Here is a 26448-nt window from a genome sequence, read left to right as displayed (position 1 = left end):
CCCCTGCGGGGTCGGTATGGAAGTCTCAACGATACCCATGGGGGTTTCATTCCCGCGGGTCCGCGCTCCCGGCCTCCTTCCCCGTGGGCCGAGGCTCAAACCGCCGCGGGCTCGTGCGCCTGGACGTACTTCCTGCCGCCGAGGGCGATCGCCATCGCGACCATGAGCGCCACGGCGGAGGCGTAGAACGGGACCGGCGCGCCATAGGTCTCGCCCAGCCAGGTGGCGATGAAGGGGGCGAGGGCCCCGCCCATCCAGCGCACGAAGTTGTAGCCGGCGCTCGCCACGGGCCGCGGCGCGTCGGAGACGCCCATCGCGAGCTCGGTGTAGACGGTGTTGTTGATGCCGAGCAGCGCTCCGGCGACGATCGTCAGGACCACCACGGCGGGGACGGCGTGGGCGGCCGCGGAGACGGCCATGCCGACCAGGACCAGGGCGAGCCCGGCGAGCGTGCCGGCGAGGACCTTGACGTCGCCGAACCGGGCCTGCAGCTGCGGGGCCACGAAGACCGAGCAGAGGGCGAGGGCCACGCCCCAGCCGAAGAACACCGCGCCGATGCCGTAGGCGCCCATGCCGAGGATGAACGGCACGAAGGCGAGCACGGTGTAGAAGCCGAAGTTGTAGAAGAACGCGCTGCCGGCCACCGAGCGCAGCCCGGCGTGGCCGAGGGCCAGGAGGGGATCGCGGAACCGGGTCTTCTTCGCCGAGGGCTGGGTCTTCGGGAGGGTCGCGAGGATCGCGATGAAGGCGATGGCCATGAGCGTCGCGGTGCCGAAGAACGGCATGCGCCACTGCCAGCCGCCCAGGAGCGCGCCGGCGAGCGGGCCGAGCGAGAGGCCCAGGCCGAGGGCCGCCTCGTAGAGGATGATGGCCGTGGACGTCCCGCCGGAGGCGACGCCGACGATCACCGCGAGCGCGGTCGCCACGAAGAGGGAGTTGCCGAGGCCCCAGCCGGCGCGCCAACCGATGAGCTCGGCGACGCTCTGGCTCGTGCCCGACAGGCTCGCGAAGACCACGATGAGCGCAAGACCGATCAGGAGCGTCTTCTTGCCGCCGATCCGGGAGGAGACCCAGCCGGTGACGAGCATCATCACCGCGGTGACGAGGAAGTAGCTCGTGAACAGCAGCGAGACCTGGCTGGGGCTCGCGTCGAGGTTCTGGGCGATCGCGGGGAGGATCGGGTCGACGAGGCCGATGCCCATGAAGGCGAAGACAGAGGCCGCGGCCGTGGCCCAGACGGCCTTGGGCTGGCGGAAGAAGGAGGCCTTCTCGGCCTCGAGCGTCTCGTGCGGGGCCGGGCCGTGCTGGGCCGCGGGCGCGGGGTGGGAGTGGGATTCGGGCTGGACGCCGGTCTCGGCGGTCATGCAGGCAGCTCCTGGTTCTTCATCACGTACTGGTTGATCTTGTCCATCACGGGCAACGCGGCCGCAAGGGCGGCGCGCTCGCCGTCGCTGAGCGTTGCGAGGGCGGCGGCCATCCGCTCCGTGCGGCGGGTGTTGGCACGCTGCGCCGTCGCGTCGCCCTCGGGGGTCCGGCGGACGACGACGGCCCTCGCGTCGCGCGGGTCGCTGCACCGCTCGAGGAGCCCGGCCTTCTCGAGCCGGGCCACCTGCTCGGTGGCCGTGGGAACGCGCACGCCGAGGTTCTTGGCGATGGCGCCCATCCGCAGGCCCTCGCCGGCGACCATGTTCAGGACGCTCAGCTGGGCCGCGGAGAGCTCTGAGAGCTCGTCGAGCCGCCGGGCCATGTAGGTGCCGTAGCGGATGGCGTCCCGGAAGGCCTCGGCCAGCGCGGCAAGCTCCTTGTTCATATTTAGGTACCCTAATAGTTAGGGACCCTAAAGTCAAAGTCGCCCGCATGCTGCTCGACCCGGGGCGTCCTCCCCCGTAGCATGGCGCGCGGGAGGGCCGGTACCGGCCCGCGGAAAGGGACAGTGGCCAGATTCCTGTTCGTGACGTGGGACGGCGGCGGCAACAAGGTCCCGGCCGTGGCCCTCGTCGAAGAGCTCGCGCTGCGGGGCCACGCGGTCAGCGTGCTCGGCGACGCCCCGCAGGCCCCGGACTTCGCCGCCCGCGGGGTCCGCTTCGCCTCCTTCTCCACCAGCCGGACATTCCCCTCCGGCTCCACCCCCCTGGACATGGTGCGGATCGCGTCCGACCCCGCGATGCGGCGCGACGCCCTCGCTGAGCTGGCCGCCCATCCGGCCGACGTCATCGTGGTGGACGTGGCCCTGTTCGGAGTGATGGACGCGCTGCGGCGGGCCGGGCGCGAGTACGTGGTCCTCGAGCACACCCTCGATGGGGTACTCCGCCGGGTGCTCCCCTCCCTCGACGCCGTGCTGCGCGTGCGGGGGCTCCGGGTCCTGCGCCTGCTCAACGCCGGCAGGCCCGTCCTGGCGCCGACGATCCCCGCGCTGGACCGCGGCCACGGCGACGTCGTCCACATCGGCCCCATGGTCCGCGCCGTCCCGGCGCGGCCCGCCGTGCCCACCGTGGTCCTCTCCCTGAGCACCGCCCCGTACCCGGCCCTGGTGCCCACGTGGCAGAGGGTGCTCGACGCCGTGGAGGGCCTCCCCGCCCGGGTCGTGGCGACCCTCGGCTCGGGGCTGGCCGCCGGGGCCCTGAGGATCCCCGCCGACGTCGAGGTGCACGGCTGGCGCCCGCACACCGAGCTCCTGCCGGAGGCCTCCCTCGTGGTCAGCCATGGCGGCCACGGCACCGCGGTGGCCGCGCTGGCCCACGGCGTCCCGCTGCTCGTGCTGCCGCTGGACCGGGCCACCGACCAGCCGTGGATCGGGGCGGCGGTCCAGCGGGCCGGCGTCGGCCGCCGCCTGTCCCGCTCGGCGCGGCCCGCGCGGATCCGGGCGGCGGTGGAGGAGCTCCTCGCGGACGGCCCGCACCGCGACGCGGCCGCCCGGATGGGCGAGCGCGCCCGCGCCCTCGACGGGCGCGCCCGGGGCGCGGACGTGCTCGAGATGGTTGCCCGGCGCGCCGAGCGGGAATGAGCAGCAGGACAGCGACCACCATGACGCTAGGAGCAACCATGCGCATCGCCATCGTCGGGGCCACGGGGAACGTGGGGACCGCGCTGTTGAGGACGCTGGCCGCGGCGGGCGGGCACGAGCTCGTCGGCGTCGCCCGGCGCCCGGACCCGGGCGCCGAGCCCTACCGGAGCGTCTCGTGGCACCAGGTCGACATCGGATCGCCGGACGCGGTCCCGGCACTGCGCACCGCGTTCGGGGGGTGCGACGCCGTGGTGCACCTCGCGTGGATCATCCAGCCCAACCACCACCAGGACGATCTCCACCGGGTCAACGTGGAGGGCAGCTGGCAGGTCTTCGAGGCGGCGGCCGAGGCCGGGGTGAAGCACGTCGTCTACGCGTCCTCGGTGGGGGCCTACAGCCCGGGGCCCAAGGACGAGCGAGTCGACGAGTCCTGGCCAACCGGGGGCCTCCACACCTCGCACTACAGCCGGCAGAAGGCCGCGGTGGAACGGCTGCTGGACCGCTTCGAGGCCGACCACCAGGACATCACCGTGGCACGGCTGAGGCCGGGGCTGATCTTCCAGTCGGGGCAGGCGTCCGAGGTGGGGCGCTACTTCCTGGGACGGTTCATCCCGCAGCAGATCGCGCGGTCACGGGTCCCGGTGCTGCCGATGCCGCCCACGATGGTCTTCCAGGCCGTCCATGCTGAAGACGTGGCCGACGCCTACGCCAAGGTGCTCACGGCCCGGGCCCGGGGTGCGTTCAACGTGGCCGCCGAGCCTGTGCTCGACCCGACCACCTTCCCCCCGGTGCTGGGGGCCAGGAAGTCGGTGCCGCTTCCGGCGGCCGTGCTGCGCGCCCTCGTGTGGCTGTCCTGGAAGCTGCGGATCCAGCGCACCGACCCGGGCTGGATCGACATGGCCGTCCAGGTGCCGATCATGGACACCACTCGGATCCGCTCGGCGCTGGGCTGGCAGCCGCACCGCTCCTCGCAGGAGGCCGTCACCGCGGTCCTCGGCGGCATGCAGGAGGCATCCGGCGTCCCCGCCTCGGCGGCACTGCGGCCCGGGGACCAGGCCGCCGAGAACTGACGCCGTCCGCGCGCGGAAACAGCCGCCGGGGCCTGGAAACAGCCGAAGGGCCCGGCCTCATGGATGAGGCCGGGCCCTTCGTTCGGTGGCAGATGAGGGATTCGAACCCCCGTAGGCAATGCCAGCTGATTTACAGTCAGCCCCCTTTGGCCGCTCGGGTAATCTGCCGAACGCCACGCCGCGCAACGAACGGCCAAGCCGTGTTCCGCGGTGCGAGCAAGACAACCTTACAGAACATTCGTCCACGCGTCGAATCGGCCTCGAAGCCCCGGGATCAGGCGGTTCCGGCGGCGGGTACGCCCTCGCCGTCGCCCGTCTGGGGCGCCTCCTCGGAGGCGATGGCGCGGGCCACCTGGGCCTCGAAGAACGCCGCCTGCTCGTCGGTGATCTGCCTCAGGGCCACGGCCCGCGCGAGGTCCGCATGCACGCCGTCGAGCCGTGCGGAGGCCGCGGGGGCCGGTGACATTGCGATGCCGGCGGCGAGGGTCGCGGCGGCGACCACTCCCCCGGCCGCCGCGGCGGCCCTGCCGGCGATCGACTTCTTCGGTGCTGCATCGTCCGGCGCCTTCGCCGGAACCCCGTTGTCGGAGCGTGGCGCGTTCTCCGCCATGGATCCTCCCTCGCGAGCCTTCAGTGGTCCCAACGCTCGCAGTCCCGCTTGCGATCCGACTGGGCTTCGGCTGTGAGTGAACTGTGGGCGTTGCCGGGCGCATATTACCCGGGTCCGCGGGGGCCCAAGCGGCTAGGCTGGGGGGCAGCATCCAGACCCGTCCAGCCGGAGGTTACCCATGGCAGATTCGACGTTCGACGTTGTCAGCAAGGTCGACAAGCAGGAGGTCGCCAACGCCCTCAACCAGGCGCAGAAGGAGATCGCCCAGCGCTACGACTTCAAGGGCGTGGGCGCCGAGATCGACTTCAGCGGCGAGAAGATCCTCATGAAGGCCAACGCCGAGGAGCGCGTCAAGGCGGTCCTCGACGTCTTCGAGTCCAAGCTCATCAAGCGGGGCATCTCGCTGAAGTCGCTCGAGGCCGGCGACCCGTTCGCCTCGGGCAAGGAATACCGCATTGAGGCCTCCATCAAGGAGGGCATCTCGCAGGAGCACGCGAAGAAGATCTCCAAGCTCATCCGCGACGAGGCCCCCAAGAGCGTCAAGGCCCAGATCCAGGGCGACGAGCTCCGCGTCTCCTCGAAGTCCCGCGACGACCTCCAGTCCACCATCTCCCTGCTCAAGGGCTACGAGGACGTCGACCTCCAGTTCGTGAACTTCCGCTAGGAGGAAGGCGGGCACGACGCTGGCCGCCCACCCCGCGCGGGGTGGGCGGCCGGCGTCGTGCCCGCCCCGTTCTCAGCCCAGTCCGGGCCAGCGGGCCAGGTCGGCGGGGACGTCGATGTCGTCGTCGCTGCCGAGGTGGCCGCACTCGACCGTGTCGATCGCCTCGGAGTGGGCCAGGAGGTACCCGCGGGCCCCGGTGTCCCCCTGCGCCTGGCGTGCTGCGGCCGCGGCGTGGGAGGGGTCGAGGACCACGGGATGTCCGGGGCGACCCCGGTAGGCGGCCCTGGTGATCCGCCCGGGGCGGTGGGCCGAGAGCAGCCGGGAGATGACCTCGGGGCCGACGCCGGGCTGGTCCACCAGCACGATCGCCACGGGCAGCCCGGGTTCGAGCCGGAGCGCGCGCCCGACTCCCGCACGCCAGGCGCAGGACATCCCCTCCTCCCATCCGGTGACGCGCAGGACCACCGGTTCCTCCTCGCGGTCCGGGCGCCGGACCGAGGCCGCGATCTCGTCGGCCCGCGGCCCGAGGACCAGGAGGGGCCGACCGCCCGCCGCGCTGGCGGCCCGGACGGCCCGGGACGCCAGCGTCTCCCCCTCGAGCCGCAGGAGGGCCTTGGGGCCGAGGCCCAGCCGCCTCCCGAGCCCGGCGGCGAGCACGACGACGCAGGGGCTGCTCACCGGGGCGCCTGCCGTTCCTGCAGGATCCTGTGCACCCCTCCAGTGTCGGTGATCTCTCCGGCCCCGATCATCCGGTGCACGTCCTCGAAGCAGTGCTCCGGGACGACCGCCACCTCGGTGCCGTCGCGGTCCACGATGGCTCCGTTGCGGAGCTGGTCGCCGTCGCGCAGATGGGTCAGGGCGTCCGCCCGCACGATCCGCACCGGTGCGGCCGCCAGGACCGACGGGTTCCGGGAGTTGCCCGCCCGCAGCTCGTTGAAGAGGAGGTTGAGGATGATCGCCACGATCGCGGCGGCGCTGATCCCGGATCCCAGGATCGTCTGGGCCCAGGCCGGGAAGTCGCGGTAGAAGTGGGGCGCGGCCACCGGGATCAGGCCGAAGGCGAACGCGACGGCCACGACGACCAGGTTCATCGAGTTCCGGTAGTCCACCTTGGCCAGGGTGCGGACCCCGGAGGAGGCCACGGTGCCGAAGAGCACGATCGAGGCCCCGCCCAGCACCGGGGCGGGGATGGCCGCGACCACCTGGCCGATGGCGGGGAACATGCCCAGCCCGGCCATGATGACGCCGGCCGCGGCGACCACGAAGCGGCTGCGGATGCCCGTCACGGCGACGAGGCCCACGTTGGCCGCGAACGCCGTCTGCGTGAACGAGTTCAGCAGCGGGGCGCAGGCGGAGGAGAGCATGTCCGCCCGCAGGCCGTTGGCGACGCGGCGCGAGTCGACCTTGGCCCCGACGATCTCGCCCACGGCGAGGATGTCCGCCGTCGTCTCCGTCATGGTCACCAGGACCACGATGAGCATCGAGACGATGGAGGCCACCTCGAAGGTCGGCGGGCCGAAGGCCAAGGGCGCGGGGAACGTGATCGGGGCGCCGCGGCCCACGCCCGAGAAGTCCACCATGCCCAGGGCCGCGGCCACACCGGTGCCGAGGATGAAGGACAGCAGGATCGACAGGCGCGAGATCATCCCCACGCCCACCTTGGACAGCAGCAGCACTATGAGCAGGGTCGCCCCGGCCAGGCCGAGGCTGCGGAGGTCTGCGGCCCCATCCGTGCCGTGCCCGGCGGCCCAGGAGATGGCCACGGGGAGCAGCGAGATCCCGATGACGGTGATGACGGTGCCGGTGACGACCGGCGGGAAGAAGCGGATGATGCGCGAGAACGCGCCGGCCGTCAGGAAGCCCACCGCCGAGGAGACGATCACGGCCCCGAAGATGGCGGTGAGATCGTGGCCTCCGGCCAGGATCGCCAGCATGGGGGCGACACCGGCGAAGGACACCCCCTGGACGAGCGGCAGGCGTGAGCCGATGAACGGGGCGCCCACGCTCTGCACGATGGTGGCGAAGCCGCCCATGAGCAGGCAGGAGCTGATCAGCAGTGCGGTCTTCTCGCCGGAGAGGCCGGCGGCCTGGCCGATGATGAGCGGGACGGCGACGATCGCGCCGTACATGGTGAGGACGTGCTGGAAGCCGTAGGCGCCGGTGCGCCCCAGCGGGAGCCTCTCGTCCTCGGGGCCCGGGGCGTGGCCGGTGCGTGCTGCACGCCCCCAGCGGGCCGCCAGGGCCCGGGTCTTGGTACGGGTGGCCGATGTGGTCGGTGACATGGAAGGAGCCTCCTTCGGCGCGCGGGCGGTGCCCGGCGCGCAAGGTTGGGCGATCCTCTGTTGTTCCCGGGGCGGCCGTGCGGGACCCTCGCCGGGAAGTGTCCAGATCTTGTGGGGGTAGGGGGAATCAGTACTCGGTGCGGCTGGCGTTGGCAGCCCAGGCTTCAAACGGTGCGGTCCGGCGCTCCACGGCGATGTGGCGCACCGGGAGGGCGCGGTCCCGCTCCTCGGGGCTGCGGGCGAAGAACTCGTAGAACTCCGCGTCGTCGAACCCGCCGGCGGCGGCGTCGTGGCGGTCCGCGGCGAAGTACACGGCGTCGAGCCGCGCCCACAGCGATGCGGACAGGCACAGCGGGCACGGCTCGCAGCTGGTGTAGAGCACCGACCCGGTGAGGTCGAAGGTGCCCAGCGCGCTGCACGCGGTCCGGATCGCCATGACCTCGGCGTGCGCCGTCGGGTCGTTGTCCGCGGTCACGCGGTTGACGGCGAAGAATTCGCGCCCGTCCGGCGTGACGACGACGGCGCCGAACGGCCCGCCGTCGGCGGCCGCGTTGCGGGCCGCGAGATCGATGGCGCGCTCGAGGAAGTCCTGCGTGCGGAGGGTGCCTTGGGGTGTGGTCGACATGATGCTCACGTCCTGTGCGTCATGGGAGGACCCAAGGGAACGGTTCATGTCCATCGGCGGGTCCATCCGGCTGTCAGATCATGCCCGGTAGATAGCCCCTGAAGCCGGGGCCCGCCATTGGCTGAGACAACCGTAGGGCAGCCGACCGTGAGGCGCAACACATCTTCGGAAAACTATTTCCATTTTGGGTTCGACGCGCCCGGAAGCCGTTGCAGTCCGCGCAGCCTTTCCGCTACGGTGTGACCCAGCCCATGGCGGGTCCTGACTGGACTATCTACCGGGCGAGCAACCACGCCACCGTGCTGGACTGCCGCCAGAGAGCTCCCGGTACCTCCTCCCGACGTACCGGCGCTCCGCCCCGCGGCGGCCCAGAGCCACCGAGGAGTTGACCGCCGTGACCTTCCCTTCAGCCTGCCCCTGCCCCGCCTGGCGGCGGTGACCGTGCTCGAGCGACTCCAGGACTTTGCCCCGGCCCTGGCCGACCCCCAGGAGTGGGCCATCGCCACGGTGGTGGACGCCTCGGGCTCCGTCCCCCGGCCGCCCGGGACGTCCATGGCCGTCCGGCGCGACGGGCTCGCCGTCGGCTCCGTGTCCGGGGGCTGCGTCGAGGCCGCCGTTGTCGACGTGTGCCTGACTGTGCTGGAGACCGGGACCGCCGACGTCGTCGACTTCGGCTACGGCGACGACGACGGCCTCGGTGTCGGCCTGACCTGCGGCGGAAGCCTCCAGGTCCTCGCCCAGCCGATGGCCGACCTCCGCGGTGCGCTCACGTCCCTGGCCGCCGCCGTGGAGGACCTCCCGGTGCGGGCGGTCGCCCTCCTCCGCGCCCTCCCGGGAGCGGCTGTCGACCTGCCGGCGCCCGCGCTCCTGGACCCGGCCGCCCCGCTGCCGGCCGCGCTGACCGGCATGCTGCCGGAGCGGTCTGCGGAGGAGCTGCGGTCGGCGCTGGAGGCCGGAGGCACCCGGATCGTGCCCGTGCACGGCGCGGCGGCGGACGGCTGCCCGACCCTCGGGCGCCTGCTCGTCGAGTCGCACCGGCCGCCGCCCCGGCTGATCGTCTACGGCGCCAACGACTACGCTGCGGCGCTGGCCGCGGCCGCCCGGCCTCTCGGCTGGCGTATCACGGTCTGCGATGCCCGGCCGCTGTTCTCCACCGCCGCCCGCCACCCCTGGGCGCACGAGGTGGTGACCGAGACACCGGCCGTGCACCTGCGGGCCGAGCACGCCGCGGGGCGGCTCGACCCGCGCACGGCCGTCGCCGTCCTCGGCCACGACCCGCGGTTCGACCTCGCCGTCCTGGACCAGGCCCTCCGGATGGACCTGGCCTACGTGGGGGCGATGGGATCGCGCACCACCCATGGGCGCCGCGCCGAGGACCTGCTCCGCGGCGGCCTCCCCGAGGGCCTGCTGCGCCGGCTCCGCTCCCCCATCGGCCTGGACATCGGCGCCCTGACCCCCGAGGAGGTGGCCGTGGCGATCCTCGCCGAGATCATCGCGACCCGGCGCGGACGGAACCACGCGGTGCACCCCCTCCGGGACGCCGCCGGGCCCGTCCATGCGTCCCGCGGCATGGACACGGCTCCCGACTCCTGGAAGGTGCACCCCCGATGGACATGACCAGCGTCGAGGAGGTCCTGATGAGCGCGGACCCCGACAGGTGGCGCCCCGGCGACTCCTGGCTCGCCGGCGGGACCGTGCTGCTCTCCTACGGGACCGACATCACCCGGGGCCGCCCACGGCGCCTCCTGGACCTCACAGGGGCGGGATGGCCGTCCGTGGTCTGGCACACCGGCGGAGACCCCGACGCCGGGCACGGAACCGCGCCGGTCCCCGCGCTCGAGCTGGCCGCGACCTGCCGCGTCGCCGAGGTGTACGCCCTGCCCGAGGCCGCAGACCTGCCGCTGCCCCGGGATCTCCTGCCCGGGCTCGACCTCTTCCGGCCCTGCTGCGACTCCTTCGTGGCCTCCTACAAGATCTGGAACGTCTCGACCGTCGGCGGCAACGTGGCGACGGCCCTCCCGGCCGGGCCCATGACCTCGCTGCTGGCCGGCCTCGACGCGGTCGCCGTCCTGCTCGGCCCCCGGGGCGCGCGCCGCGAGCTGCCGGTCGCCGACCTCGTCCTCGGCGAGACCCGCACGGCGCTGCGCGACGGCGAGCTCATCCGCTGCTTCCGCATTCCGCTGGCCTCCCTGCGCCAGCCCGCGGCCTTCCGGCGGATCTCCCTGACCGAGCGGGGCCGGTCCGCGGCCCTGCTCATCGGCCGCCGCACCGGCCCCGGCCGCCTCCGCATCGTCGTGACCGCGTCCACGCGCCGCCCCCTCGTGATCGACCTCGGAGGAGCAGGACAGCCGCCGGCCAGCGGCGACGGCTGGCGCTCCGCCGTCGACAGCGCGGTGGCGGACGGGGGCTGGCATGACGACGTCCACGGCGCCCCCGACTGGCGGCGCGCCATGACGCACCGGCTCGGTCAGGAGATCCTCGCCGAGCTGCTTCCCGGCACGGCCGGCGCAGCGCGAACCACCGGCGACATCACCGTGGAGAGGACCGCCCGATGACCACCGCACCCCGCACGGCCGGCGATCCGCTGTTCCCCTCGCCCCGGGAGGGCGAGGCCCTCGTCGACGGGCGCCCCGTCCCCGTCCGGCCCGAGCCAGGGCAGTGCCTGCGCACGTGGCTGCGCGACCACGGCGCCCTCGGCGTGAAGAAGGGCTGCGACGCCGGGGACTGCGGCGCCTGCACCGTCCACGTGGATGGGGCGCCCGTGCACAGCTGCATCTACCCCGCCCACCGGGCCTCCGGGCGCACGGTCACGACCGTCCAGGGCCTCGGCACCCCCGAGCACCTGCACCCGACGCAGGAGGCCTTCCTGCGGGCCGGCGGATTCCAGTGCGGCTTCTGCACCGCCGGCATGATCATGACCGCCTGCACCTTCACCGACCGGGAGCGCTCGGACCTGGCCCGCAGCCTCAAGGGCAACCTCTGCCGGTGCACCGGCTACCGCTCCATCGAGGACGCCGTCCACGGCCGCGTGAACGTGGAGGAGGGCTACGGCGGGGTCGGCTCGAGCACCGGGGCTCCCCAGGGCCCCGGCGTGGTGACCGGCACCGTGCGCTACACGATGGACATCGACCCCGCCGAGCTGCCGGGCGCCCTGCTGCACGCCGCCGTGGTGCGCTCCCCGCACGCCCACGCGCGCGTGCTGGGCATCGACTCCTCCCGGGCACTCCGCGAGCCCGGGGTCGTCGCCGTCCTCACGCACGCGGACGCTCCTGCCCTCCGGTTCTCCTCGGCGCAGCACGAGCTGTCCACGGACGACCCCGATGACACCCGCATCCTCGACGACGTGGTGCGCCACGTGGGCCAGCGCGTGGCCCTCGTCGTGGCCGAGACGCCGCGGGCCGCCGACCGGGCAGCACGGCTCGTGGACGTCCGCTACGAGGTGCTGCCCGCGGTGCTGGACCCCGAGCAGGCGGACGCGCCGGGGGCCCCGGCCCTCCACACCGGACGCGATCCCGAGGAGTCCCGCATCGCCGATCCCGAGCGGAACATCCTCGCCGTGGCCCACGGGGAGATCGGGAACCTCGAGGAGGGGCTCGCGGCAGCGGCCGTGACCCACGAGGCCACGTACCGCACCCATCGCCTCTCCCACGTGGCGCTCGAGACCCATGGCGCCATCGCATGGACCGACGGCGAGGGCCGGCTCGTCGTGCGGTCCAGCACCCAGGTTCCCTTCCTCGTCCGCCGCACGCTCTCCCGCGTCCTCGGCCTGCCCCCGGACAGGGTCCGGGTCTTCTGCGAGCGCGTGGGAGGCGGCTTCGGCGGGAAGCAGGAAGTGCTCACCGAGGATCTGGCCGCACTCGCCACGCTTGCCACCGGCCGGCCGGTCAAGCTGGAGCTCTCGCGCAGCGAGGTGTTCTCCGCCACCACGGTGCGGCACCCCTTCCGGATCCGCGTCCGGGCCGGCGCCGACGCCGAGGGACGCCTCACCGCACTGGGCGTGGACGTCCGCGTGGACACGGGCGCCTACGGCAACCACGGGCCGGGGGTGATGTTCCACGGGTGCGGGGAGTCCCTCTCGGTCTACCGCGCCCCGAACAAGAAGGTCGACGCCTGCGTGGTCTACACCAACAACGTCCCCTCCGGCGCCTTCCGCGGATACGGACTGAGCCAGATGATCTTCGCGGTCGAGTCCGCCATGTCCGAGCTCGCCGCCCAGCTGCACCTGGACCCGCTCGAATTCCGCCGCCGCAACGTGGTCGGCGTCGAGGACCCGATGATCTCGATGCACGAGGAGCCCGAGGAGGACGTCCACTTCGGCAGCTACGGGCTGGACCAGTGCATCGATCTGGTCCGCGACGCGCTCGCCCGCGGCCGCGACCGCGAAGAGGCGGCGCAGGCCGCCGGGCACGCCGATCCGCTCGGGCCCGAGTGGAAGGTCGGCGAAGGCACGGCGATCGCCATGATCGACACCGTGCCGCCGCGGGGCCACCACGCCCACGCCCGCGTGCGCCTCCTGCCGGGAGGACGGTACGAGGCCCGCGTGGGGACGGCAGAGTTCGGCAACGGCACCTCCACGGTGCACGCGCAGCTGGTTGCCACCGCGCTGGGGACCACCACCGAGCACGTGGTCCTGCGCCAGTCCGACTCGGACCTCGTCGAGCACGACACGGGCGCCTTCGGGTCCACGGGCACCGTGGTGGCCGGCCGCGCCACCGACGCCGCCGCGCGGGAGCTGGCGGACACCCTCCGCGCGGCCGCCGCCGCACGCACCGGCAGCGACGCGGCGCACTGCGAGATCGCGGGCAAGGTGGTGCGCACCCCGCACGGCGACGTGGAGCTCGACGCGCTCCTCGGCGACGTCGACGAGGGCAGCGACGAGGAGCGCTACGTCGGGCGGGGCCACTGGGGCGGCACCCCCCGGTCGGTGTCCTTCAACGTCCACGGCTTCCGCGTGGCGGTGAACACGGGCACCGGCGAGCTGCGCATCCTGCAGTCAGTCCAGGCCGCCGACGCCGGGAAGGTGATGAACCCGCACCAGTGCCGCGGCCAGGTCGAGGGCGGCATCGCCCAGGCCATCGGGGCGGTGCTGCACGAGCAGATCCGCATCGACGACGCCGGCCGGGTCACCACCGACATCCTGCGCCAGTACCACGTGCCGGCCTTCGCGGACATCCCCCGCAGCGAGGTGTACTTCGCCGACACCGAGGACTCCCTCGGACCCCGCGGGGCCAAGTCCATGAGCGAGTCCCCCTTCAACCCGGTGGCCCCGGCGATGGCCAACGCCATCGCCGACGCCATCGGGATCCGCTTCACGTCCACGCCGATCCCCCGCGACACCCTCCATGCCGCGCTGCGCGCCCGCGAGGACCAGCGCCCGGCGCGGCCCCGCGACGAGGACGTGCCCCGGTGAGCGCCGACGAGCGCGAGGAACTCCTCGCGGTCATCGAGCAGCACGGCCGGACGACGCCGGGACTGGTGGCCCACCGCGCCGGCGACGGGGCACTTGGCACCCCGCGCCTGGAACGGGTCAATCCCACGTGCGGGGACCGGGTGGACCTCACCCTGACAGTCGACGACGGGAGGGCCGTGCTCCGCGGCACGGCCAGCGGCTGCACCCTCTCGCGGGCTGCCGCGTCCCTCCTCGCCGCCACCGTGCACCCGATGGCCCCCGCGGAGGCCGCAGCCCTGCTCGGCGGCCTGGTCCGGGCCCGCTCGAGCGGCCGCCCCCTCGAGCGCTCGGCCCTCCCGGGCCGCATCGGCAGCTGGACCGAGGGGACCGCGGCACGCGCCGGGGCCCCCTCCGCCCCGGACTCCTGCGCCGGGCCGCTGCTCGCCCTCGCGGAACTGGCCGTCGCACCCCTGCGCCGCCGGTGCATCCTCCTGCCGTGGACCACTGCGCAGACGCTCCTCGAGGCGGCGCTGCCGGAGGCTGCCCCGGAGGCAGGCTGAGCCCGCCCGCGCGGGGTGGGCGGCCGGCGTCGTGCTCGCCGCTACGGCGTGGGACGCTCCGCGTCGTAGCGAGCGAAGCCCGGCTGCGCCACATGCAGCACCCAGACGAGCGCGATGCACACGAGGGCCCCAACCACGATCGAGGTGCCCTCGCCGAGCCATGAGGCCATGCCGCCGGAGAACACGTCGCCGAGGCGCGGGCCGCCGCCGACCACCACGGTGAACACGCCCTGCAGGCGGCCGCGCATGGAGTCCGGTGTGGCCGCCTGGAGGATGGTGGAGCGTAGGGCCGCGCTGACGGAGTCGGCCGCGCCCGCCGCGACCATGCAGAGGATCGCGGGCAGCACCCACCAGGTCGGGCCGTCCGGCGAGGTCCGCCCGGCCGAGAGCACCACGATCCCGAACGCGAGGATGCTCGCGCCCCACGCCACCACGGACCACTGGACGCCGCGGCCCTGCCAGCGCAGCCTCGCGACCGGCCCCGAGAACAGGCCGCCGAGGAAGGTGCCGGCGGCGATCCCTGCCAGCAGGGCGCCCGCGGTGGCCGCGCCGCCGCCGAGGGCGAGGGCCGCGACGGCCGGGAGCACGGCGCGCGGCATCGCGAAGACCATGGCGCAGATGTCGATGAGGAACGTCATGCGGATGTTGGGCCGGGTGCCGAGGAACTGGAATCCCTCCGCGACCGAGCGGATCCCGGCCCGCCGCACGGCCCCCTCGGGCGGCAGCGGCGGCAGGCGGAACAGCGCCCACATGGCCACGGTGAAGCTGAGCACGTCGAAGGTGTAGGTCCAGCCGTAGCCCACCGACGCCACGAGCGCGCCGGCGAGCAGGGGCCCGGCGGCGCCGCCGAGGCCGAAGGTGATCATGTTCAGGGCGTTGGCCGCCGCGAGCTTCTCGGGGCGGAGGAGCCTCGGGATGATCGCGCTCCGCGCGGGCATGTTGAGGCCGGTTCCGAGCGCCTGGATCCCCACGAGCAGGTAGATGAGCAGGACGTTCTCGAGGCGCAGCCACGCCTGCAGCGCGATGAGCGCGCTCGTGCCCCACAGCAGCCACGAGGAGGCGATCGCAACGGTGCGGCGGTCGTGGGCGTCGACGATCGCGCCGCCGTACAGGCCCGCGAAGACGAACGGGACGAGGGCCACGAGCCCGAGCAGGCCCACGTTGAAGCTCGAGCGGGTGAGGTCGTAGATCTGCAGGCTCACGGCCGTGACCGTCAGCTGGGATCCGAGGATGCTCAGCAGCTGGCCGAACCAGAGGCGCCTGAACTCGGGGCTCTCCGTGAGGGGACTCGTGTCGGCCAGATAGTTGCGCACCGCAACACCCTAGCCGCGGCCGGCTACGGCAGGCGGATCCTGCGCGCGACCTCGGGCGGCGTGCGGAAGCGGTGGTCCCGCTCGACCTCGTGCACCAGCTCGGTCATCGCGGCGTTCACGGGCGCGTCGGCGCCGAGGGCCCGGGCCCGGTCGACGATCGCGCCGTTGAGGTGGTCGATCTCGGTCGGGAGGCCCCGCTGGACGCTCTGCAGGGTCGAACCGAGGACCGGCTCACGGCCGAGCCGGCGGCCCATGAGGCGCAGCAGGGCGCTCCCGATCGGCGCGGGGGCGGACCCGAGGAGGCCGAGGGCGCGGGAGTTCATGCCGTCGAGGGACCCGAACGTGACGCCCTCGCGCCGTCCTGTCCGCAGTGCCTCGCGCATGCTTGCGAGGATGATCCGCCGCAGGGCCGGATCCGCGAGCGTCTCCTGGACGCTCAGGCCGGTGATGGCCGGCATCGCGTTGATCTGGTTCACCACGAGCTTCGTCCACTGGCAGCCGGCGAAGTTGGCCACGGCCCGGCACGGGATCCCTGCGGACAGCACCCGGGCGGCAGCGGCTGCCTCGGCGGAGGGCGGTTCCGTCCCCGAGCCGAGGTACAGGGGTCCGGGGACGAGCACGCGGGACTCCCCGGGGACCGGGCAGTCCGCGCTGAAGAAGGCGATCGCCCCGATCACCGGGCCGGTGTGGGCACGGGCGCCGGCTGCGCCGTCGAGCCCGTTCTGGACCACGACGAGGGGCACGCCGGCGAGCATGTCCTCGTGGACCGCCAGCGCCTCCCCCTCGTCCTGGGCCTTGACGCACAGGAGCGCGAGATCGGGGACGGCGGTGAGCCGCTCGCCGGCAGCGACGTCAGCCCGGTGCTCGCCCCATCGGCCGGTGAGCCGGAGCCCTTCCGCCCGGATGGCGGCGAGGCGCTCGCCGCGCGCCGCCACCTCGACGCTGTGGCCGGCGCGGTCCAGGAGGGCGGCGAGGGTGCCGCCGATCGCGCCCGCTCCGATGACGCCAACCTTCATGTGCGACCTCCTGACAGCCTTCCCCCACTCAACCCCGCATCAGGACATGCCGCAATCGCTTCGGCATCGCGGCATGTCCTGATGCGGCGTTGGGAAGGAGGGCGTCAGCGGCCGAGCTCGCGGCCGGCCATCTGCTCGAGGCGCACGATCCGGTCCGACATCGGCGGGTGCGTGGCGAACAGCCGCGTGAGCCCTGCCCCGCCGCGGAAGGGGTTGGCGATCATGAGGTGCGAGGTGTTGACCAGCTTCTGGTCGTCGGCGGGCAGGGGCGCCAGGCGCACGCCACCCTCGATCTTGCGCAGCGCGGAGGCGAGGGCGAGCGGGTCGCCGGTGAGCTGGGACCCGTCCTCGTCGGCGTCGTACTCGCGCGTGCGGGAGATCGCGAGCTGGATGAGCGAGGCGGCGAACGGGGCGAGCAGGCTCAGGATCAGGAGGGCGAAGGGGTTCGCGTTCCGGTCACGGCCCCCGCCGCCGAAGAACATGGCGAACTGGGCGACCGAGGTGATGACGCCGGCGACCGCGGCCGCGATCGAGGACGTGAGGATGTCCCGGTTGTAGACGTGCATGAGCTCGTGGCCCAGCACGCCCCGCAGTTCGCGGGCGTCGAGCAACCGCAGGATGCCCTCGGTGCAGCACACCGCGGCGTTGCGCGGGTTGCGGCCCGTGGCGAAGGCGTTCGGGGACTCCGTCGGGGAGATGTAGATGCGCGGCATCGGCTGGTTGGCGCGCTGGGAGAGCTCCCGCACGATCTGGTACAGCCCCGGCGCCTGCTCCTCCGTCACGGGGTAGGCCTGCATGGAGCGCAGCGCGATCTTGTCGCTGTTCCAGTAGCTGTAGAACGTCATGACCAGGCCGAGGCCTGCGAAGATCAGGACGGGCGAGCCGCTGCGCGACCAGACGCCCACCAGCCCGCCGATGCCCAGCAGGACTGCCCAGAGCACGCCGAAGAGCGCCGCAGTCTTGATTCCGTTGTAGTGGTTGTGCACGGTTACCTCCGCCTACTCAACGTTTCTGCCCTGCCCCTTGGTTCCGCGTTCTCGCGGCGATCTTCCCGCAGCCCCGGCCTCATTGAGCAGCTCGTCGAGGAGCGCGAGGAAGGCCGGGTGGGACAGGATGCGGAAGTGTCCCACGACCGGCAGGCAGACGTTGCGCGCGCCCTCGAGCCAGGTCCCGCCGATCACGATCGGGTCGAGCTCTGCGCTGATGGACACGATGGAGGCGTTCGCGGCCCGCTCCGCCGCGAGGGCGAGCATCACGGGGTCCGTGGCGTGGAAGGCGCGCAGGGCCGGCGTGGGCGCGATGCGCGAGAACGGGTGGCCGCCGTACGGGGTCGAGATCGAGATCATGCCGCGCACGAGCGAGGGCTCCGTGACGAGGAGCTCCTTGCCGATGAGGCCGCCCTTCGAGTGGGCCACGATCAGCACGTCGGCGAGCCCGAGCTCGCGGAGGCGGTCCGCGACGAGGGCGGCCGAGTCGGGGACGCTGCGGAGGTTCCAGCCGAGCTCCTCGACCACAGCGACCTCGTGCCCGCGCTCCTCGAGCCGGCGGCGGAGGGGATCGAGGAACGCCGCCGGCTCGTAGATCCCGGGGATGAGCACGACGGCGGGCGGCCGGCCCCCGCGGGGAGGCTCCGACGTCGTGCGCACGGTCGGGCTGCCCTCGGGTCCGGTGGCGATACGCCGGCCGCCCCGAGCGCGGAAGGCAGCGGCCTGCCGGACCGTCGCGTAGAGGGCATCGAGGGCGAGGCCGCCGGCAATCCAGCCCGCGCGTGCCCCGGCCCGCCGCCATGCCGCGTGCACGGGCTCGGTCCTCTCCATGTTCCTCCTCGTTCCCCGGCCTCCAGCCTACCGACGGCGCGAGGCAAGCTTAGGCTGACCTTATTGTGAGTTGCTAAAAATAAGTGCTCTAATGGGGCCATGGAACGGAGCACCGAGCACAGCGGATGGGCCTCGGCCCTGCGCGCTCACGGGCGCCGGGTGACCAAGCAGCGCCTCGCGGTGCTCGGCGCGGTCGAGTCCCACCCGCACTCCTCGGCCGAGGCCATCCTCGCCGCCGCCCGCGAGGAGCTCCCGGACATCACGCCGCAGTCCGTCTACGTGGTCCTCGGCGACCTGACCGACCTGGGGATGCTGCGGCGCTTCGAGCCGCCCCACTCCCCCGCGCTCTACGAGACGAGGGTCGGCGACAACCACCACCACGCGATCTGCTCGGTCTGCGGCCGCGTCGAGGACGTCGACTGCGCGGTAGGCCATGCCCCGTGCCTGACGCCCTCGGACACGCACGGGATGACGATCATGATCGCGGACGTCACCTACGTCGGGGTCTGCGCCGAGTGCGCAGCGCGTCCGGCACCGCACCCCGCGGCCTGATCCCGCCCACAGCCTTCCTCCCCCCGAACCAGTACGGCGCAGTACGCGCGGAACAGAAGGAGAGACATGACGGTCAACTACTCGACCACCCAGTCCGGAGCCCCGGTCGTCTCGGACGCCCACGCCCAGTCGGTCGGCGCCGACGGCGCGATCATCCTCACCGACCACTACCTGGTCGAGAAGCTCGCCCAGTTCAACCGCGAGCGCGTCCCGGAGCGCGTGGTCCACGCCAAGGGCGGCGGGGCCTTCGGTGTGTTCAAGACTACCGAGGACGTCTCGAAGTACACCAAGGCGGCACTGTTCCAGCCGGGCGCCGAGACCGAGATGCTCATCCGCTTCTCCTCCGTGGCGGGCGAGAACGGCTCCCCGGACACGTGGCGCGACCCCCGCGGCTTCGCCATCAAGTTCTACACCTCCGAGGGCAACTACGACCTCGTGGGCAACAACACCCCGGTGTTCTTCATCCGCGACGGCATCAAGTTCCCCGACTTCATCCACTCGCAGAAGCGCCTCCCGGGCAGCCACCTGCGCGACGCGGACATGCAGTGGGACTTCTGGACCCTCTCCCCCGAGTCCGCCCACCAGGTCACCTGGCTCATGGGCGACCGCGGCCTGCCCAAGACCTGGCGCCACATGCAGGGCTACGGCTCGCACACCTACCAGTGGATCAACGCCGAGGGCGAGCGGTTCTGGGTCAAGTACCACTTCCACACGAACCAGGGCGTCGAGAACCTCACGGGCGAGGAGGCCGAGCGCATCGCCGGCGAGAACGCCGACTACTACATCCAGGACCTCTACGAGAGCATCGAGGAGGGCAGCTTCCCGAGCTGGGAGCTCTTCGTGCAGGTCATGCCGTACGAGGACGCCAAGACCTACCGGTACAACCCGTTCGACCTGACGAAGACGTGGTCCAAGAAGGACTACCCGCTCATCAAGGTCGGCACGATGGAGCTCAACCGCAACCCGGAGAACTACTTCGCGCAGATCGAGCAGGCCGCGTTCGCGCCGTCGAACTTCGTGCCCGGCATCGCGGCCTCGCCGGACAAGATGCTCCAGGCGCGCATCTTCTCCTACGCGGACGCGCACCGCTACCGCGTGGGCACCAACCACGCCCAGCTGCCGGTCAACGCCCCGAAGTCCGAGGTGCGCAACTACAGCCAGGACGGCGCGGGCCGCATCAGCTTCAACTCCCCGAGCACCCCGGTGTACGCGCCGAACTCGGCCGGCGGTCCCGCCGCGGTCGAGCCCGCTGCCGGCACCGTGGGCGGCGGCTGGGAGAACGACGGCGAGCTCACCCTCGCCGCGCACTCCCTCCATGCCGAGGACGGCGACTTCGTGCAGCCGGGCATCCTCTACCGCGAGGTGTTCGACGACGCGACCCGCGCCCGCTTCCTCACCACGATCGCCGGCGCGGTCGGCGGAGTGAAGCGCGAAGACATCAAGGAGCGCGCGATCCAGTACTGGACCAACGTGGATTCCGAGCTCGGCGCGAAGCTCCGCGCGGAGCTCGGGAAGTAGCCGCCCGGATACCGGCAGTACCCACGGACGACGCCGGGGTCCCCACTCAGGTGGGGACCCCGGCGTCGTCCTTCTGCAGCCGCAGCGTACCCGGAAGGGCGGAACGGCGACGAGATGCGTACCCGGAACGGGTGGGGGCGGCGGTTAGGAGGGGACCCGGTGCGCCGCGCGGTCAAGGTGGGCAACGAACCCGTCGGCCAGCACGTCGAAGGAATCGAGCGCGGCGCGCCGGTCGCCGGTGAGCACGAAGTCGTACAGCAGCCCCATCACGGCGCCCACGTACGTGCGGGCCATCGCCCGGGCCGTGCGGGGCGGGAGGCCACGGCCCCGCAGCCACCTGGCCAGCAGCCCGCACCAGTGCTCGAAGGACTGGGCCGCCGGCCGGCGCGGGTCGTCGGCGACGACATCCTGCACCGAGGCCTCGAACTCGAGCCGCTGCAGGTGCCGCCCGCGGTGGTCGAGGCCCAGCTCGAACGCCTTGCGGGCCACGGCGACCACGTCCTCCGGGGAGTCCGACGCCGGCCTGAGGGCCGCGAGCGGCTCGAGGCGGCGCATGATGCCGCGGATGATCTCGGTGACCAGCTGCTCCCGGTTGCCGAAGTGGTACACGAGCACATAGCTGCTGATGCCCAGCGCGTCCGCGAGGCTGCGGAACGTCAGGTCCGCCAGCGTCGAGTCGAGCAGGTGGTCGAGGATCTGGTCGAGCAGCTCGTACTTCCGCTCGGGCCGTGGAGGTCTCGCCATGGCCCCATCCTAGACGCGGACCATCACAGGCGTTGACAATTTCTGCAACGCAAGTGGTGGTCTGGGCAAACTCCCAGACAGCGCGGGCAGACTACTGCGACGATTCCGACACCGCGTTCCGCTCCGCCGCGAAGCGCTCGTTGAGCCGGGAGTGGCGCTGCCCGTAGGCGAAGTAGATGACCAGGCCCACCACGAGCCAGCCCGCGAAGTAGATCCACGTCTCGACCGCGAGGTTGGTCATGAGGTACAGGCACAGCACGGCGGAGACGATGGGGAGCACCTTGCCGAAGGGCACGCGGAACGCGGCCTTGAGGTCGGGGCGCTTGCGCCGCAGGACCACGATGCCGAGGCTGACCACCACGAACGCCGAGAGGGTGCCGATGTTGATCATCTCCTCGAGCACGTCCACCTTGGTCAGGCCCGCGACGAGCGCCACGGCGCTGCCGCAGATGATCTGCAGGCGCGCGGGCGTGGCGCGCTTCTCGCTCGTGACGGACAGCGCCCGCGGGAGCAGGCCGTCGCGGCTCATCGCGAGGATCACCCGGGCCAGGCCCATGAGCAGGACCATGATCACGGTGGTGAGGCCCACGAGGGAGCCGAACGCGATGACCTTGGCGGCGTCCGTGTTGCCCACGGCCTCGAACGCCGTGGTCAGGGTCGGGGCCTCAGCCTGGGCCAGGACGGTGTACGGGACCATGCCGGTCAGCGCGAGCGAGACGAGGATGTAGAGCAGGGTCACGACCGCCAGGCCGCCGAAGATGCCGCGCGGGAGCGTCTTCTGCGGGTTCTTGACCTCCTCGGCGCTCGTGGCCACGACGTCGAAGCCGATGAACGCGAAGAAGACCAGGGCGGCGCCGCCGAAGATCCCGAACACGCCGTACTGCGCGGGTGCGGCACCGGTGAGGAACGAGAAGAACGACTGCTTGAGCACCTCGGTGCCGCCGGAGCCGGAGGCCGGGACGGCGGGCGGGACGAACGGGCTGTAGTTCTGGGCCTTGACATAGAAGAACCCGACCACGATCACGAACAGCACCACGGCGATCTTCACCACGGTGATGACGTTGCCCACCCGGGCCGAGAGCTTGGTGCCGAGGACCAGGAGCACGGTGAAGATCGCGACGATCAGGAACGGGCCCCACACGAGCTCGACCGGGCCGAGCTGGATGCTCGCCGGCACATCGAGCCCGGCGAGCGAGAAGACCTTGCTGAGGTAGATGCCCCAGTACTTGGCGATCACGGCGCCCGCGGTGAAGAGCTCCAGGATGAGGTTCCAGCCGATGATCCAGGCCAGCAGCTCGCCCATCGTGGCGTAGGTGAACACATAGGCGGAGCCGGCCACCGGCATGGCGGTCGCGAACTCGGCGTAGCACATGATCGCGAGCGCGCACGCGACGGCCGCGATCGCGAAGGAGACCGTGACGGCCGGCCCCGCGAAGCTCGCGGCGGCCTTGGCCCCCACCGAGAAGATGCCCGCGCCGACGGCGACGGCGACCCCCATGATCATGAGGTCCCATGAGCTCAGCGATCGCTTGAGCCGGCGCCCGGACTCCTGCGAGGCCGCGATGGTGGCCTCGATCGGCTTCGTGCGGAGGATCTGCATCCCACACTCCTGGTCTTCAGTGACGAACAAACCTGTCCACTGTACGGGTCCAGCCTGTGAGACCCTCAGAAGGTCTCACGATGTGAGACCGGCAGGGGCCCGTGCCCCAGCCGGGCTCAGGCGCCGGGTGCCGCCTTGCGCGAGATCCGGATCATGTCCTCGCGCGGCACCACCTTCACGCGCTCGCGCCGCACCTGGCCGCCGCCGCCCGCGGCGCCGGCGGCAGCGCCGGCGTCGGCCGTGTCCGCGGCCCACGCCTCGCCGAGGGCCCGCTCGTGGGCGTCCAGCTCATTCCAGCCCTCCCACGTCGTGTACTCGACACCGCGGTCCTCCAGCAGCGCGATGACGGCGTGCTCGTCCGGGTTCTCGGCGGCAGGGAGCGAGTCGCGGTCCTCGAGGAGGCAGCCGATCGTCTCGAGCGCGTCGCCCTTGGTGTGGCCGATCAGCCCCACGGGGCCGCGCTTGATCCACCCGGTGGTGTACAGCCCGGGCATCGGGGTCCCGTCCTCGTCGAGGACGCGGCCGCCCTCGTTGGGGATCACGCCGCGGCGGGCGTCGTACTCGATCTCGGCGAGCTCCGAGCCGCGGTAGCCGATCGCCCGGTACACGGCCTGGACGGGGTAGTCCTCGAACTGGCCTGTGCCGCGAACGTTGCCCGTGCCGTCGAGCTCCATGCGCTCGAACCGGATGCCGGCCACGTGGCCCGGCGTCTCGGGCGAGTCGTAGATCTCCACGGGGCTCTGCAGGAAGTGCAGGTGGAGGCGGCGGGAGGCGCCGGTGTCCTGGTCCTCGGCGATCCAGTTCGCGAGCGTGTTGACCATGGTCTTGACCTGGTTGTTGGTCTTGATGGCCTCGTCGGAGGCGTCGTCGAACTCGAAGTCCTCCGGGTACAGGACGATGTCCACGTCCCGGGAGTGGGAGAGCTCGCGCAGCTCGAGCGGGGTGAACTTCACCTGCGCGGGCCCGCGGCGGCCGAAGACGTGGACGTCCGTGACCGGGCTGGCCTTGAGCGCGCGGTAGACGTTGTCCGGGATCTCCGTGACCAGCAGGTCGTCGGCGTGCTTGGACAGCATGCGCGCCACGTCGAGGGCCACGTTGCCGTTGCCGATCACCGCGACCTCCTTCGCCGTGAGCGGCCAGTCCCGCGGCACGTCCGGATGCCCGTCGTACCAGGCGACGAAGTCGGCGCCGCCGAAGGAGCCTTCGAGCTCCACGCCCGGGATGTCCAGCGGGGCGTCCTTGAGCGCGCCCGTGGCGAAGATGACCGCGTCGTAGAAGCCGCGGATGTCCGCGAGCGTGAGGTCGCGGCCGTACGTCACGTTGCCGATGAAGCGGATGTCGCCGCGGTCGAGGACCCGGTGCAGGGCGTTGACGATGCCCTTGATGCGGGGGTGGTCCGGGGCCACACCGTAGCGGATCAGGCCGTAGGGTGCGGGGTACTGGTCGAACAGGTCGATGCTGACCTCGACGTCTCCGCCCTTGACCTCGTTGGACTTGGTCAGGATGTCCGCAGCGTAGACGCCGGCTGGACCGGCGCCGATGATGGCAACACGCAGCGGGCGGGCGGGGGCTTCGGACACGTCGGATTCCTTCCGGTGGTCGGCGCGCGGGTGGGGCGCGCCCAGCCCCCTATTGTAGTTCTCGTGCAGACCGGGACGCTTCTGGGACTCGGGCCAGGGGTCATCGTCTCCGTCGTCGTCCTCGCCGCTGCCGCCGCTGCAGTGCACCGGTGGGCGCTCGGCGGCGGGTGGCTTCCCCCGCTCACGGCGAGCCTCCGCGCGGTCGGCCAGCTCGCCGTCGTCGCCCTCCTCGTCTCCCAGCTCGGGCGGGACCCGTGGCTCGCACTCGGGTTCGCCGCCCTCATGTTCGCCGTCGCGACCGCCACGACCGGCCGGCGCGTGGACCCGGCGCGCTGGTGGTGGGCCGCCGCGCCGATCGCCGCCGGGGTGCTGCCGGCCTCCGCCGCGCTCCTGGCCACCGGGGTCCTGCCGTTCGAGGGCCTCGCCCTCATCGCGCTCGTGGGCCAGCAGGTGGGCGGGGCCATGACGACGGCGAGCCTCGCCGGCCGCCGGGTCGCCGCCGAGCTCGCGGGCCGGCGCGGGGAGGTCGAGGCCGCCGTGGCCCTCGGGTTCGACTGGTCTGCCGCGCGACTCCTCGTGGCACGGCACACCGCCCGGGAGTCCCTCGTGCCGCCGCTGGACCAGACCCGGACCGTGGGCACCGTGACCCTGCCCGGGGCGTTCGTGGGCATGGTGCTGGGCGGCGCGAGCCCCGTCGACGCCGCGATCGTGCAGCTCGTGGTGCTCGTCTCGCTCCTCGCCGTCGACGCGCTGGCTGCCGCCGTGGCCCTGTGGCTGTGCACGTCCCGCGGCTGGGGACAGGCGCGGGAATAACCCGGTGCCCGGTGGCGTTGGCTGCAGCCGTGACCTCTGAGCCGACTGCCGCCGCCCCAGCCCCCGCGAGAACCGCCGCCGAGCGCGCCCGCCCGGGCGGCACCACCGGCCTCCTCTACGGCATCGGCGCCTACGGGCTGTGGGGCCTCCTGCCCCTCTACTTCATGACGCTCGCCCCCGCCGGGTCCGTCGAGATCGTCGCGGACCGGGTCCTCTTCTCCCTCGTCGTGTGCCTGGTGCTCATTGCCGTGACCCGCTCGTGGCGGGCGCTCGCCGACGTCTTCCGCAGCGGCAGGACGTTCTGGGCGCTCGCCCTCGCCGCGGGGCTCATCGCCGTCAACTGGCTCACCTACACCTTCGGCGTCCTGAGCGGCCAGACCATCGAGGCCGCGCTCGGGTACTTCATCAATCCGCTCGTGTCGGTGCTGCTCGGCGTGCTCGTGCTCAAGGAGCGGCTGCGCCCGCTGCAGTGGGCGGCCGTGGGCACGGGCGCGGTCGCGGTGGTGGTCCTGACGGTGGCCTACGGGCGCGTGCCGTGGATCGCGCTGATCCTCGCGTTCAGCTTCGGGTTCTACGGGCTCGTCAAGAACCGCGTCGGCGCCAAGGTCGACGCCGCCACGAGCCTGACCATGGAGACGATCGTGCTCACCCCGTTCGCCCTCGGGGTGGTCGGGTGGCTCGGGGCGGCGGGGACCCTGACCCTCACCGGGCACGGCGCCGGGCACTTCTGGCTGCTCGCGGCGAGCGGGATCATCACGGCGGTCCCGCTCCTGCTCTTCGGCGCCGCCGCGCGCCGCCTGCCGATGACCACCGTGGGGCTCCTCCAGTACCTGGCACCGCTGCTGCAGTTCACGATGGCCGTGACGGTCCTGGGCGAGCACATGGCCCCCGAGCGGTGGATCGGGTTCGGGATCGTCTGGGCGGCCCTGGCGGTGCTCACCGCGGACATGCTGCTCGTCTCCCGCCGGCGCCGCGCGGCCCTGCGCCGAGCCGGGCTCCAGACCGGGCAGCAGCCCGCCTGACCCGTTTCGGGTACGCATCTCGTCGCCCTTTAGACCTTTCGGGTACGCATCTCGTCGCCCTTTGGCGATTCCGGGTACGCCCGGCACCCTGCTCCGACGCACGACGGCGCGCGCCCGCCCCGCGCGCCCGCCCCGCGCGGGCGGCCCAGCCGCCGTCGGCCGGCACAGCACCCGGCCGGCACCCGCCTCCGGACTGCGGCTAGGTGTAGTGCCCAGGGACGTTGTTTGATCTGGGTGCTGTGATGTGACGAGAACCTCCCGGCAGAGTG

At 72.6% G+C, this 26448-nt stretch carries 24 protein-coding genes and 1 tRNA gene; 11 read left to right on the top strand and 14 right to left on the bottom strand.

Translation table 11 applies throughout. From position 1 onward, the window contains the following. Positions 1-95: 95 nt before the first annotated feature. Together ACYVKZ_RS17725 and ACYVKZ_RS17720 are read right to left on the bottom strand one after the other, a co-directional pair. Positions 96-1364 (bottom strand): MFS transporter, encoded by a 1269-nt coding sequence (locus ACYVKZ_RS17725; protein ID WP_460993574.1) that lies wholly within the window; start codon positions 1362-1364, stop codon positions 96-98. Then, positions 1361-1810, bottom strand: a complete 450-nt coding sequence (locus ACYVKZ_RS17720) for a MarR family winged helix-turn-helix transcriptional regulator (RefSeq protein WP_460993573.1) — start codon at positions 1808-1810, stop codon at positions 1361-1363. The genes ACYVKZ_RS17725 and ACYVKZ_RS17720 overlap by 4 nt, the downstream gene beginning before the upstream one ends. A gap of 123 nt (positions 1811-1933) precedes the next feature. On the opposite strand from ACYVKZ_RS17720, the gene ACYVKZ_RS17715 reads away from it, so the two are divergent. Together ACYVKZ_RS17715 and ACYVKZ_RS17710 are read left to right on the top strand one after the other, a co-directional pair. Beyond that, entirely contained in the window at positions 1934-3004 is a 1071-nt protein-coding gene (locus ACYVKZ_RS17715) for a glycosyltransferase (RefSeq protein ID WP_460993572.1), read from the top strand. A 38-nt stretch (positions 3005-3042) separates the two neighbouring features. Next, complete coding sequence (locus ACYVKZ_RS17710; RefSeq protein WP_460993571.1) at positions 3043-4074, top strand: NAD-dependent epimerase/dehydratase family protein; 1032 nt, start codon at positions 3043-3045, stop codon at positions 4072-4074. Between the two features lie 86 nt (positions 4075-4160). On the opposite strand, the gene ACYVKZ_RS17705 is transcribed toward ACYVKZ_RS17710, so the two are convergent. Both ACYVKZ_RS17705 and ACYVKZ_RS17700 read right to left on the bottom strand, forming a co-directional pair. Further along, positions 4161-4242: transfer RNA gene (locus ACYVKZ_RS17705), tRNA-Tyr, on the bottom strand. A gap of 106 nt (positions 4243-4348) precedes the next feature. Further along, complete coding sequence (locus ACYVKZ_RS17700; protein ID WP_460993570.1) at positions 4349-4684, bottom strand: hypothetical protein; 336 nt, start codon at positions 4682-4684, stop codon at positions 4349-4351. A gap of 178 nt (positions 4685-4862) precedes the next feature. Between ACYVKZ_RS17700 and ACYVKZ_RS17695 the strand changes: the two genes are divergently transcribed. Beyond that, positions 4863-5348, top strand: a complete 486-nt coding sequence (locus tag ACYVKZ_RS17695) for a YajQ family cyclic di-GMP-binding protein (protein ID WP_460993569.1) — start codon at positions 4863-4865, stop codon at positions 5346-5348. Between the two features lie 72 nt (positions 5349-5420). Here ACYVKZ_RS17695 and ACYVKZ_RS17690 read toward each other — a convergent pair whose 3' ends face one another. The 3 genes from ACYVKZ_RS17690 to ACYVKZ_RS17680 form a co-directional block, all read right to left on the bottom strand. Beyond that, positions 5421-6026, bottom strand: coding sequence for a nucleotidyltransferase family protein (locus tag ACYVKZ_RS17690; protein ID WP_460993568.1), 606 nt, complete (start codon positions 6024-6026; stop codon positions 5421-5423). After that, positions 6023-7630, bottom strand: coding sequence for a nucleobase:cation symporter-2 family protein (locus tag ACYVKZ_RS17685; RefSeq protein WP_460993567.1), 1608 nt, complete (start codon positions 7628-7630; stop codon positions 6023-6025). Before ACYVKZ_RS17685 ends, ACYVKZ_RS17690 begins: the two co-directional genes overlap by 4 nt. Positions 7631-7757: 127 nt before the next feature. Then, a complete protein-coding gene (locus ACYVKZ_RS17680) occupies positions 7758-8255 on the bottom strand; it encodes a nucleoside deaminase (protein ID WP_307004743.1) in 498 nt (165 codons plus the stop codon). A gap of 441 nt (positions 8256-8696) precedes the next feature. Here ACYVKZ_RS17680 and ACYVKZ_RS17675 point away from each other — a divergent pair, with 441 nt between their 5' ends. From ACYVKZ_RS17675 to ACYVKZ_RS17660, 4 genes are read left to right on the top strand one after another with little or no spacing between them, the layout of a single operon-like run. Further along, on the top strand, positions 8697-9872 hold the full coding sequence (locus ACYVKZ_RS17675) for an XdhC family protein (RefSeq protein WP_460993566.1): 1176 nt from the start codon (positions 8697-8699) through the stop codon (positions 9870-9872). Then, positions 9863-10810 carry an FAD binding domain-containing protein gene (locus tag ACYVKZ_RS17670; RefSeq protein ID WP_460993565.1) on the top strand — a complete coding sequence of 316 codons (948 nt, stop codon included), beginning with the start codon at positions 9863-9865 and terminating at the stop codon, positions 10808-10810. Before ACYVKZ_RS17675 ends, ACYVKZ_RS17670 begins: the two co-directional genes overlap by 10 nt. Next, positions 10807-13665, top strand: a complete 2859-nt coding sequence (locus ACYVKZ_RS17665) for a molybdopterin-dependent oxidoreductase (RefSeq protein ID WP_460993564.1) — start codon at positions 10807-10809, stop codon at positions 13663-13665. The genes ACYVKZ_RS17670 and ACYVKZ_RS17665 overlap by 4 nt, the downstream gene beginning before the upstream one ends. After that, positions 13662-14204: an iron-sulfur cluster assembly scaffold protein gene (locus tag ACYVKZ_RS17660; protein WP_460993563.1), complete on the top strand. Its 543-nt coding sequence runs from the start codon at positions 13662-13664 to the stop codon at positions 14202-14204. Before ACYVKZ_RS17665 ends, ACYVKZ_RS17660 begins: the two co-directional genes overlap by 4 nt. 41 nt (positions 14205-14245) lie before the next feature. On the opposite strand, the gene ACYVKZ_RS17655 is transcribed toward ACYVKZ_RS17660, so the two are convergent. From ACYVKZ_RS17655 to ACYVKZ_RS17640, 4 genes are all read right to left on the bottom strand, one after another. Next, positions 14246-15517, bottom strand: a complete 1272-nt coding sequence (locus tag ACYVKZ_RS17655) for an MFS transporter (protein WP_460993562.1) — start codon at positions 15515-15517, stop codon at positions 14246-14248. A 23-nt stretch (positions 15518-15540) separates the two neighbouring features. Then, on the bottom strand, positions 15541-16533 hold the full coding sequence (locus tag ACYVKZ_RS17650; RefSeq protein ID WP_460993561.1) for a ketopantoate reductase family protein: 993 nt from the start codon (positions 16531-16533) through the stop codon (positions 15541-15543). Positions 16534-16637: 104 nt separating this feature from the next. After that, positions 16638-17519 carry a zinc metalloprotease HtpX gene (htpX, locus tag ACYVKZ_RS17645; protein WP_307004756.1) on the bottom strand — a complete coding sequence of 294 codons (882 nt, stop codon included), beginning with the start codon at positions 17517-17519 and terminating at the stop codon, positions 16638-16640. Positions 17520-17531: 12 nt separating this feature from the next. Beyond that, entirely contained in the window at positions 17532-18350 is an 819-nt protein-coding gene (locus ACYVKZ_RS17640) for an esterase/lipase family protein (RefSeq protein WP_460993560.1), read from the bottom strand. 99 nt (positions 18351-18449) lie between these two features. Here ACYVKZ_RS17640 and ACYVKZ_RS17635 point away from each other — a divergent pair, with 99 nt between their 5' ends. Together ACYVKZ_RS17635 and ACYVKZ_RS17630 are read left to right on the top strand one after the other, a co-directional pair. Further along, positions 18450-18902, top strand: a complete 453-nt coding sequence (locus ACYVKZ_RS17635; protein WP_460993559.1) for a Fur family transcriptional regulator — start codon at positions 18450-18452, stop codon at positions 18900-18902. A gap of 66 nt (positions 18903-18968) precedes the next feature. Further along, positions 18969-20420: a catalase gene (locus ACYVKZ_RS17630; protein WP_460993558.1), complete on the top strand. Its 1452-nt coding sequence runs from the start codon at positions 18969-18971 to the stop codon at positions 20418-20420. Positions 20421-20564: 144 nt separating this feature from the next. Here ACYVKZ_RS17630 and ACYVKZ_RS17625 read toward each other — a convergent pair whose 3' ends face one another. The 3 genes from ACYVKZ_RS17625 to ACYVKZ_RS17615 all read right to left on the bottom strand — a co-directional run bounded on the left by ACYVKZ_RS17625 (position 20565) and on the right by ACYVKZ_RS17615 (position 24344). Further along, a complete protein-coding gene (locus ACYVKZ_RS17625) occupies positions 20565-21164 on the bottom strand; it encodes a TetR/AcrR family transcriptional regulator (RefSeq protein ID WP_460993557.1) in 600 nt (199 codons plus the stop codon). A 91-nt stretch (positions 21165-21255) separates the two neighbouring features. Beyond that, the gene (locus tag ACYVKZ_RS17620) at positions 21256-22764 is read right to left on the bottom strand and encodes an APC family permease (protein WP_460993556.1); all 1509 of its coding nucleotides are present in this window, start codon (positions 22762-22764) and stop codon (positions 21256-21258) included. A 116-nt stretch (positions 22765-22880) separates the two neighbouring features. Beyond that, on the bottom strand, positions 22881-24344 hold the full coding sequence (locus tag ACYVKZ_RS17615) for an FAD-dependent oxidoreductase (RefSeq protein ID WP_460993555.1): 1464 nt from the start codon (positions 24342-24344) through the stop codon (positions 22881-22883). A gap of 63 nt (positions 24345-24407) precedes the next feature. Here ACYVKZ_RS17615 and ACYVKZ_RS17610 point away from each other — a divergent pair, with 63 nt between their 5' ends. Next, entirely contained in the window at positions 24408-25157 is a 750-nt protein-coding gene (locus ACYVKZ_RS17610) for an ABC transporter permease (RefSeq protein WP_460993554.1), read from the top strand. A 29-nt stretch (positions 25158-25186) separates the two neighbouring features. Further along, the gene (gene rarD, locus ACYVKZ_RS17605) at positions 25187-26179 is read left to right on the top strand and encodes an EamA family transporter RarD (protein WP_460993553.1); all 993 of its coding nucleotides are present in this window, start codon (positions 25187-25189) and stop codon (positions 26177-26179) included. Positions 26180-26448 lie beyond the last annotated feature (269 nt).

This window comes from Sinomonas soli (assembly GCF_054782415.1).
The sequence above is the reverse complement of the archived record's forward strand: the minus strand, read 5'-3'. Positions and strand labels throughout refer to the sequence as shown.

What these genes read in the sequence shown, in the direction of transcription:
- ACYVKZ_RS17725 (WP_460993574.1), bottom strand. Translation starts at nt 1,364, where the DNA reads ATGACCGCCGAGACCGGCGTCCAGCCCGAATCCCACTCCCACCCCGCG.
- ACYVKZ_RS17720 (WP_460993573.1), bottom strand. Translation starts at nt 1,810, where the DNA reads ATGAACAAGGAGCTTGCCGCGCTGGCCGAGGCCTTCCGGGACGCCATC.
- ACYVKZ_RS17710 (WP_460993571.1), top strand. Translation starts at nt 3,043, where the DNA reads ATGCGCATCGCCATCGTCGGGGCCACGGGGAACGTGGGGACCGCGCTG.
- ACYVKZ_RS17700 (WP_460993570.1), bottom strand. Translation starts at nt 4,684, where the DNA reads ATGGCGGAGAACGCGCCACGCTCCGACAACGGGGTTCCGGCGAAGGCG.
- ACYVKZ_RS17695 (WP_460993569.1), top strand. Translation starts at nt 4,863, where the DNA reads ATGGCAGATTCGACGTTCGACGTTGTCAGCAAGGTCGACAAGCAGGAG.
- ACYVKZ_RS17685 (WP_460993567.1), bottom strand. Translation starts at nt 7,630, where the DNA reads ATGTCACCGACCACATCGGCCACCCGTACCAAGACCCGGGCCCTGGCG.
- ACYVKZ_RS17680 (WP_307004743.1), bottom strand. Translation starts at nt 8,255, where the DNA reads ATGTCGACCACACCCCAAGGCACCCTCCGCACGCAGGACTTCCTCGAG.
- ACYVKZ_RS17670 (WP_460993565.1), top strand. Translation starts at nt 9,863, where the DNA reads ATGGACATGACCAGCGTCGAGGAGGTCCTGATGAGCGCGGACCCCGAC.
- ACYVKZ_RS17665 (WP_460993564.1), top strand. Translation starts at nt 10,807, where the DNA reads ATGACCACCGCACCCCGCACGGCCGGCGATCCGCTGTTCCCCTCGCCC.
- ACYVKZ_RS17650 (WP_460993561.1), bottom strand. Translation starts at nt 16,533, where the DNA reads ATGAAGGTTGGCGTCATCGGAGCGGGCGCGATCGGCGGCACCCTCGCC.
- ACYVKZ_RS17640 (WP_460993560.1), bottom strand. Translation starts at nt 18,350, where the DNA reads ATGGAGAGGACCGAGCCCGTGCACGCGGCATGGCGGCGGGCCGGGGCA.
- ACYVKZ_RS17635 (WP_460993559.1), top strand. Translation starts at nt 18,450, where the DNA reads ATGGAACGGAGCACCGAGCACAGCGGATGGGCCTCGGCCCTGCGCGCT.
- ACYVKZ_RS17630 (WP_460993558.1), top strand. Translation starts at nt 18,969, where the DNA reads ATGACGGTCAACTACTCGACCACCCAGTCCGGAGCCCCGGTCGTCTCG.
- ACYVKZ_RS17625 (WP_460993557.1), bottom strand. Translation starts at nt 21,164, where the DNA reads ATGGCGAGACCTCCACGGCCCGAGCGGAAGTACGAGCTGCTCGACCAG.
- ACYVKZ_RS17620 (WP_460993556.1), bottom strand. Translation starts at nt 22,764, where the DNA reads ATGCAGATCCTCCGCACGAAGCCGATCGAGGCCACCATCGCGGCCTCG.